This is a genomic window from Hydrogenivirga sp. (genome assembly GCF_056450045.1).
The window spans coordinates 1-8,350 of the sequence record NZ_JBWONM010000021.1 but is presented as its reverse complement, the minus strand read 5'-3'; the positions used below and the strand labels follow the sequence as shown (position 1 = coordinate 8,350).

Annotated in this window: 6 protein-coding genes and 1 pseudogene; all 7 read right to left on the bottom strand. The window is 54.4% G+C overall.

Features of this window, described 5'->3' with window-relative positions:
- Positions 1 to 1,601: pseudogene (locus AC1HCM_RS00665) on the bottom strand (hypothetical protein); the annotation flags it as partial.
- A 125-nt stretch (positions 1,602 to 1,726) separates the two neighbouring features.
- Positions 1,727 to 1,963, bottom strand: a complete 237-nt coding sequence (locus tag AC1HCM_RS00660) for a hypothetical protein (RefSeq protein ID WP_479459847.1) — start codon at positions 1,961 to 1,963, stop codon at positions 1,727 to 1,729.
- 216 nt (positions 1,964 to 2,179) lie between these two features.
- Positions 2,180 to 4,156, bottom strand: a complete 1,977-nt coding sequence (locus tag AC1HCM_RS00655; RefSeq protein WP_479459846.1) for a hydantoinase/oxoprolinase family protein — start codon at positions 4,154 to 4,156, stop codon at positions 2,180 to 2,182.
- Between the two features lie 8 nt (positions 4,157 to 4,164).
- A complete protein-coding gene (locus AC1HCM_RS00650; protein WP_479459845.1) occupies positions 4,165 to 5,316 on the bottom strand; it encodes a cation:proton antiporter domain-containing protein in 1,152 nt (383 codons plus the stop codon).
- The gene (locus tag AC1HCM_RS00645) at positions 5,306 to 6,625 is read right to left on the bottom strand and encodes a TrkA C-terminal domain-containing protein (protein WP_479459844.1); all 1,320 of its coding nucleotides are present in this window, start codon (positions 6,623 to 6,625) and stop codon (positions 5,306 to 5,308) included. Before AC1HCM_RS00645 ends, AC1HCM_RS00650 begins: the two co-directional genes overlap by 11 nt.
- On the bottom strand, positions 6,622 to 7,542 hold the full coding sequence (locus AC1HCM_RS00640) for an ArsA family ATPase (RefSeq protein WP_479459843.1): 921 nt from the start codon (positions 7,540 to 7,542) through the stop codon (positions 6,622 to 6,624). The genes AC1HCM_RS00645 and AC1HCM_RS00640 overlap by 4 nt, the downstream gene beginning before the upstream one ends.
- Positions 7,542 to 8,350 (bottom strand): HD domain-containing phosphohydrolase (locus tag AC1HCM_RS00635; RefSeq protein ID WP_479459842.1); only part of this gene is annotated, 809 nt, incomplete at its 5' end. The genes AC1HCM_RS00635 and AC1HCM_RS00640, both read right to left, overlap by 1 nt.

The window sequence follows — 8,350 nt, the reverse complement described above, 5'->3', positions numbered from 1 at the left end:
CCCTTACCCTCTGGTGGTTCTTCGTCCGGCGGCTCCTCAACTATGAGGTCAACCATTATATTCAAGCCTGTGTTCTGGGCGGAGTTGGCGTTGTTTACCATAGCGAGGGCTGCAGCATTCTGCTGGGCGTTGCCGTTTAGCTGGACCGAGTTGTTGTTGTTGTTCTGTCCGTAAACGTTTGTGTTTGTCCTGACGTACTGGGTCGGGCTTTCGCTGTAGTAATAACCTAATCCCTCAGCGTTCCCTGCGTATGCTTCATCTCCCTCAGCGTAGTTGTTCATGTTCCCAGCGCTCTGGTCGTTCGTCTGGTTGAGAGTGGCACTGTCGGAGCTATCAAACTCCATTATGTTCATGCCGGTGTTGTAGGCGGACATGGCTGAGTTCCTTATCCCAAGCCCGGTTGCGTTTGCCTGGGCGTTGTCGTTTAGCTGGACCGAGTTGTTGTTGTTGTCCTGGTCAGATACGGAGCCATCGGGTGAGAAGTCGTTTACCACCCTCTGCTTTTCTTTGTTGTAGTTCTCAGCGAAAGCATAGGACTCTGCATCGTCATCCTCGGTTGAAGCCAGAGCTATATTCCTGTGGTTGTGAGCCTGCTGGTTGTTGGTCTGGGAGACGGTTGAGTCCTCTATGAGTCCAGAAGAGGCGTGCAGGTTTATGCCAGCGTTTTTGGCGGAGTTAGCGTTGTTGGATATTGTGAGACCCGAAGCGTTTTCCTGGGCATAGTCGTTTAACTGAACCGAGTTGTTGTTGTTGTCCTGTCCAGAAACGTTTATATCCGGATTTTGGGATTGCCCAAGGTCTCCGATAGTGTTGTTGATGTTCTGGGTGTTTTCCGCATTCTCGTAGTTCTTTGCAAAGGCGTAGGAGCCAGCCTCAGCTCTGTTGTCCATGTTCATCGCTATCTGGTCGTTCTCCTGATTTCCAGCGGTCAGGGATATGGTCCCGGTGGCGAGTATGTTCAGTCCGGTGTTTGAAGCTGACTGGGCGCTGTTCTCCACCTCAAGCCCCGCTACGTTCTGCTGGGCGTTGCCGTTTAGCTGAACCGAGTTGTTGTTGTTGTCCTGCCCCGAAACAGAGCTTGAGCCAGCATCCCCCGTATGGACGTTGTTGTATATGTCCTGAGTCTCCTTGTCTTCGTTGTAAGCTAAAGCAGAAAATGAACCGTTTGCCCTGTTCCTGTGGTTCGCCGCAACCTGGTCGTTTGTCTGGTCGTACTCCTGACCAAAAGCCTGAGGGTCGTTGGGTCCTTCAACCACCACAGGGAATGTTCCGTCCCTCTTGACCGCATCTTCAGGTTCGGAGGGCTGTGCATCGCTCCAGAGAATGTTTATACCTACGTTAACTGAGCTTGTAGCCGCCGCAACGAGGTCTGCACCCTTGGCGTTCTGCTGGGCGTTGTCGTTCATCTGGACTGAATCAAGGTTGTTGTTCTGGTTTACTGCACCACCGAAGTCTCTCGTATCATTTTCTATGGTCTGAAGACCCTGCGCGGAGACATCTTCAAGCTCCTCCTCGTTGAGGACCTGCATATCACCCGCTACCGCGCCCGTGCTGAGCGCTCCTGCTGCAAATATAGCTGAAAGTAAAAACCTCTTACTCATGATTGACACCTCCTTAAAAGTGTTTTAAATTTTTGGAAAGGCTCTCTTTGGCGCTTCGGCGCCTCTTTGCTTACCTTTTTAAGCTTCCTTACTCTGGTGCCATGTGCTTTCCTCTCCTCATTTCTCTACCTCCTTTGGTTTTCAATGCTGATCTCAATCCTCGTTCTCCTCTTCACCCCTCCCGTGTCCTTTGCCTCGTCCCAGAGGATTATCCTCTGGTTTGATACATAGGTTGAGGTTGCCTCATAACCGGCGTGGATGTCCTCAAGGACCCTGTCGTCAACTAAGGTTGTGCACTCCGCAGGACCTTCCTCTGCCGGCTGGGAGAAGAGCAGAGTTGCTCCAAGAAGTAGAAGAAGCATCACCCCCCTTATCATCTCACCCCTATATATGCAAGCTCCGTGCCAAAAGTTGTCCCTTCATTGAGAGACAGGGTTTGGAGGTGAAATCCGGACAGGCTGAATAGGGAGCTCTGTCAAAATCCTTTACACCGGTCAGGGTGGGATAGGCATCCAGAGGATACCCTTCAAGGTCTTTGGAGTTGTCTGTTAAGGATATTTACAGGCTGTTAAGAATTTTTACACGCCGGTTGAGATGAGGAGGTTCCCGAAGCTGTCAACCTCAGCCTCGGAGCCGGGTGGGAGCACGGTGGTTGAGGAGTACTCCACCACGATGGCGGGTCCCGAGAGTCTGTTTCCCCAGAGGAGTCTCTCCCTTGAGTAAAGCTTTGTTTCTCTGAAATCACCGCCGAAGGCGGTCCTTACAGAACCTATGAGGGCATGAGAGCTTTCGCTGTCTGATTTCTCGGCAAACCTCCTCAGGGTGGGCTTCGGGGTTGGGGCAGTTGCTCTGAGGCGAAGGTTCACAACCTCAATCTCCCTGTCGTGCCTGTAGCCATACTGTCTCTCGTGCTCCCTGTGAAAGTCCTCTTCGTAGCTCTCAGAGAAGGGGACGTTGAGCTCGTAAGACTGCCCCCTGTACCTGATATCAAGGCTCCTCTCAAGGAGGAGCTCCTCGGGAGGGAAGCCCTCTGCTTCCATCTCCTCTACGGCTTTCTCCTCAAGGGTTCTGAACATCTCCTCAATCTGGTGGTATCCTGTCTCCGAGCCCCTCAGCATAACGGTCAGTGAGTAGTCCTTCACCACGTCGGCAAGAACCATGCCCACTGCGGAGAATATGCCCGGGTCGGGAGGGACTATCACCCTGGGTATGCCCAGAAGCCTCGCCAGGAAGACCGCATGGAGCCCTCCCGCTCCCCCGAAGGAAAGGAGGGAAAATTCGGATGGGTCGTATCCCCTCTGAACGGAGACCCTCCTGAGTGCCCTCTCCATGTTTGAGTTGGCTATCTGGATCACGGCGTCGGCGAGTTCAATTTCCGATACACCGAGCCTTCGGGCGAGGTCTCTCATCGGCTCCTTCAGCCTTTCTGGATAGAGCCTCATCCTCCCCCCGAGGAAGTGTTCCGGAACGAGCCTGCCCAGATAGAGGTTGGAGTCTGTGACGGTTATCTCCCTTCCTCCCCTTCCGTAGCATACGGGTCCTGGGTCAGCACCCGCACTGCGAGGACCGACCCTCAGGGCTCCCCCCTCGTCAATCCATGCCACCGAGCCTCCCCCGGCTCCTATGGTGTGTATGTCTATCATAGGAACCCTGATGGGAATCCCGCTTATCCTGGTCTCGGAGGTTACCGTCGGCTTCCCGTCTATCAGGGATACGTCCGTTGATGTGCCTCCCATATCAAAGGTAATGAGCCTTTCAAAGCCTGTCAGCCTGCCTGTGTGGAGGGCGCTTATTATACCTCCCGCGGGTCCCGAGAGTATTGTCCGCACAGCCTCCCTCTTGGCTACCCGGGAGGATATGATTCCTCCGTTTGACTGCATCACACTCAGCCTGTCGCCCTCCGCGAGCCTGCCCTCCAAATAGCTCAGGTACCCCTCCATCTTCGGGGATACGTAGGCGTTTACAACGGTGGTTGAGGTCCTCTCGTACTCCCTGAACTCTGGAAGCACCTCGTGGGAGAGGGAAACGTGGAGACCGAGCCTCTCCCTGAGAACCCTCCCCACCTCCTCCTCGTGGGCTGGGTTGGCGTAGGAGTGAAGCAGGCAGACCGCAACGGACTCAACACCGAGCTCCTTGAGCCTCTGGACTATTCCCTCAACCTCTGAGGGGTCAATCTCCTCAAGGACCTCCCCCCTGTAGTTTATCCTCCCCCTTATGCCGAGCCTAAGCTCCCTCGGGACGAGGGGTGGGGGCTTCCTGTAGTGAAGGTCGTAGAGCCTCTCCCTGTTCTGTCTGCCTATCTCAATCACATCCTCAAAGCCTGCGTTTGTTATGAGTGCTGTCCTTGAACCTCTCCTCTCAAGAAGGGCGTTGGTCGCCACCGTTGAGCCGTGAACTATCCTCCTTCCCTCTGCGCCTATCTCCTCCAGCCCTTTCAGAACTGCCTCCGCAGGGTTGCTGGGTGTGGAGAGAACCTTGAGGACCTTCCAGCCATCATCGGTCATGTATATGAAGTCTGTAAAGGTCCCGCCCGTATCAACCCCTACAACCACCATGCCCAATATTATCTCAGAACTCTTATAAGTAGCCTTGCGCTCCAGGGGAAGAGCAGTGAGGAGAGGGAGGCTGTTATGAAGAGAACGAGAGCCCTCTCTTCATCAATAAGACCCGAGGAGCGGGCTATCTCCGTTCCAGCTATCATCAGGGTGAAAGGATAGGAAAGGAGCACGGAGGAAAGGAAAGCCTCCTTCAGGGAGAAGCCTGCCAGAAGGAGCATGAGGGAGGGGACGAGCCTGAGGAGGATAAGCAGGACAAGGAAGATGAGGACCTCCAGAAGTATCTGGGTGCTCAAGCCCGAAAGCTCCATACCCATGCCGGTCTTTATGAAGAATATCGGTATGAAGAAGCCGTAGCCTATTGAGGAGAGCTTCTCTTCAAGGTCGTGCTTTTTCCTTATAAAGAAGGAAAAGACAGCACCGGCAAGGAAGGCACCGAGGACCCCTTCAATCCCTGCAAGATGGGCTAAAACGGAAGCGGAGAACATCAGGACGAGGCTGAGCCTTATGTCTATGGCGCTGGGGTCCTCCTCGTAGGTCAGCCTCCTGACAAGCTCCGGATACCACCATATTAGAAGCCTTATGCCATGGAAAACCACGAAGAAGCCCAGAAGGAAGAGGGTAACCATCCCCACATCCTGGAGGAAGCTTCTCCAGTCCCTGAACCCCCCGAGCTTTTCCATGAGGGTAAGGGCAAAGAGGCTCACGAGCTCACCTATGACACCGAGTATGAGTATCCTCTTACCCAAGGAGGTGGCGGAAATCCCCATATCCCTCAGGGTCGCGACCATGAGACCGACGGAGATGAGGGAGAGGATCATGAGGGCTGTCAGCTCCACATCCATGAAGAAGGATAAAAGGGCTCCGAAGAGGAAGATGAGGAGAGTATAGCCCGTGTATATGCTCAGCATTGAACCCCTTGTCCTCTCCAAAAGGTTGAAGTCTATCTCAAGTCCAGCCAAGAACATCAGGATGAGGAAGCCGAGCTCGGAGAGGAAGGAAAGAACCTCAGGGGTCTCCTGGGACCCTCCGAGCATGTGACCGAGGGCAAGGCCGAAGATGAGCTCCCCGACGGGGACCGGCATACTCAGGAGTCTTGCAAAGAGAGGAGAGAGGAAGGCGCCGGCAAAGACCGTAAGGAGAAGAAGCTCAGCGCTCAAGGGTTACCTCCGGCACGAGGAGCGTGGTCAGCTCAGCCTTTCTTGCGAGCAGGTGAGGCACATAGGGACTCCAGAACCTGCTCCTCCTACCCGGGGTGTAGCCCACAGCCAGAAGGTTGAACTTCCCCTCAAGGAGCTTGAGGGTCTCTCTCACCGGGTTGCCCTCCTTCCTTATCAGCTTCACCTCCAAGCCCGTGGCGTCGGAGGTCCTTTCAACGAAGGACTTCAGGCTCTCAAGTATCTCCTTCTCCTCCTTTGTCATCATCTTCTCAATGCTGGTAACGAAGAGGATAAAGAGCTTGCTCCCAAAGAGCCGCGCGAAATCAACAACGTTGGCGAGGAGGAAGCTGAGAGCTTCGGTGTTGGCGGAAACTAGGATGTTTTCGTAGGGGGAGCTTCCCCTCAGGAGTAGAGAAGGGACCCTAAGACCGCTGAAGGCAAGCTCCACGCTTGGGTTTCCAAAGAACCCCCTCTTCCTTCCATCAAGGAGCACTATTCCCACATCCTCCTGGGGAGGCTCCTCACCGCACTCTCCCTCAATCCACTCCCTTACTCTGAGCCTCTCCTTCACGTAATCAACCTCCTCCCCCCTTACATTGCAGGACAGACCCTTCGGACCCCACTTCAGGGGAAAGTTGGGCTCACCCCTTATCACCATGTTCAGGAAGAGCTCAAGTCTGGAGGGCTCACCGACTACGAGGAGTCTGTCGCCGGGCTGGAGCCTCAGGTCAGTTCGGGGGAGAATAAGGCTATCCTCTCGGTATATGAGGGCTATCCTGACGTTCCTCATCCTCAGGTCGCTCAGCTTGAGGTAGGCTGCGGGTGAACTCCTCGTTATCAGCACCTCAGCCACCTCACCCCTTCCCATACCTATCCCGACGGGGTACCTGACGATCCCCTTGCTCTTGAGAAGGTTCTTGAGAACTGCCCCGAGGAGGTCTGGAACAGAGACGAGCTCTATTGAAAGCTCCCTGAACTCCTTGCTCTCAGGTCTTTCCTTTGCCACGAATATTATGGTCTCCTTGAAGCCGAAGGCTTTCCTCAGAACCTTAGCCACCGTCAGGGTAGTTTCGCCCTCAAGGAAGGAGATGACAGCCTCAACGGAGCTCAGGTCTATCTTTTCCTTCCAGAGTTCAACATCGGTGGCGCTTCCGGGCACAACGCTCAGGTTCTCTATACCTTTCTCCTTCTCAAGGAAGCTCCTGAGCTTCTCTCCCTCCCTTTCAACAACGATAACCTCTGAGAAGGAGGCTACTATCTCCGTTATCTCCTCCACGTACCTTCCGAGCCCGAGCACGACAACGCTCATATGCCCATCCTCCTCCCCAGCTCAAGGGAGAGCTCCTGAAGGTCCTCCAAGCCGGAGATATCCCTCTCCCTCAGAGGGATGTAAATCCTCCTAAGGTCTCTGAAGCGCTCCTCAATCTCCCTAATGTACTTTTTCTCCTGCTCCTTTCTCATGTGCAGGAATAGACCCTCCTCCCCTTCGGGGAGGACCTTGTTTACCATCAGGAGCTCAACACCCATTCCCATCTTCCTGAGGCTCCCAACGAGCCTGTGGGTCTCCTCAATCGGCAGCCTTTCGGGGTTGAGGACTGGGACGAAGGTCGTTCTGGGGGAGAGGATAAGCTCGCTGAACCTCGCAAACCTCTTCCTCCTCTCTTCAAGGAGCTTGAGGGTTCTGTCCTCCCTTTCGCTTCCTCCCGCCTCCCAGAACCTGCGGGCGCTTTTCCTCTTTCTCAGGAGCTCCTCTATCCAACCTCCGACCCTACCCACGGTTTTCAGCATCTGGAGCGTGTGTCCTGTTGGGGCTGTATCAACGACGAAGTGCTCGTATTCTTCAAGCCTCTCAAGGATAAGGCTTGAAAGCCTCTCAATGGTTGCAGCCTCCTCAGTCCCGGGGGTCTCCTCAACGGAGTGGAAGACCTCCCTTATCTGGGAAAAGACATCGGGGCTCAGAAGGGACTCCAGGCTCTCAAGGACCCTCCTTATGTGTTCCCTTACCGCCTCCTGCGGGTCTATCTCAAGGATGTAGAGCCTATCCGAGACCTTGATCACACCCCTTCCCCTCACCCCGAAGAGGTCGGAAAGGGAGTGGGCTGGGTCTGTGGATATAAGGAGAACCTCCTTCCCCCTCTTTGATAGGAGGAGAGCCAAGGAGGACGATAGGGTGGTCTTACCAACTCCCCCCTTCCCGCCGAAAAGGATGAGCTTCTTTCCGAGCATCAGGATAAGTTTAAATCCATTGGAGGCTTCCTCGTGAACTGAGCGATTATCTGGAGGGCGTCCTCAATCGTCTTAAAGCTGTTGGGAAAGTGGAGCTGGAGATACTTTACCTTTACACCGGACTCTTCCATGGACTTCACTACAGAGAGAACCTTCTCGGGGGGAGGTATGTAGGGGGCTATAACACCTATCTCGTCCCCTCCTATGCGGAAGACGACTGGAGAGGTTATGTCTATGACGTCCCTTTCCATGAGCCTTATTATCACGTCCCTTATGTCGTGCATACCGCAGCACTGGACGTTGATAGCCTCCACGAGTCTGGTCAGCGCCTCGTTACCCTTCTCCCAGCCGTACCTCCTGTTTATCTCAAAGAGGTTCTCTATATCAAAGACGGTGAAGCAGAAGGGATCTCCCCTCTCTATGAAAGCCTCAAGGGTAGGCAGGAAGAGGTCTCCCTTTATAGCTCCGGTAAAGTCAAGGTAGTAGAAGCTCCACCTTATCTTCTCTATCTCCGCATCAAGCTCAAGGGGTGGAGTCCTGAAACTCTCAAGCCCGGAGAGAACCCCAACAGCCTTCGGGACTATCTCGGGGTCAAAGTGGCTTCCGGCGAGCTCCTCAAGCTCCCTCAGGGCAACCTTCCAGGGCTTGGACCGCTTGTATATTCTCCTTGCGGTCATCGCTTCAAAGGAGTCAGCTACCGTGTATATCCTCGCAAGGAGGGGTATGTCGGTATCTCTCTTACCGAAGGGGTATCCGCTCCCGTCGTACTTCTCCTGATGGTAGAGAAGCACCTCCAAGGACCTCTGGG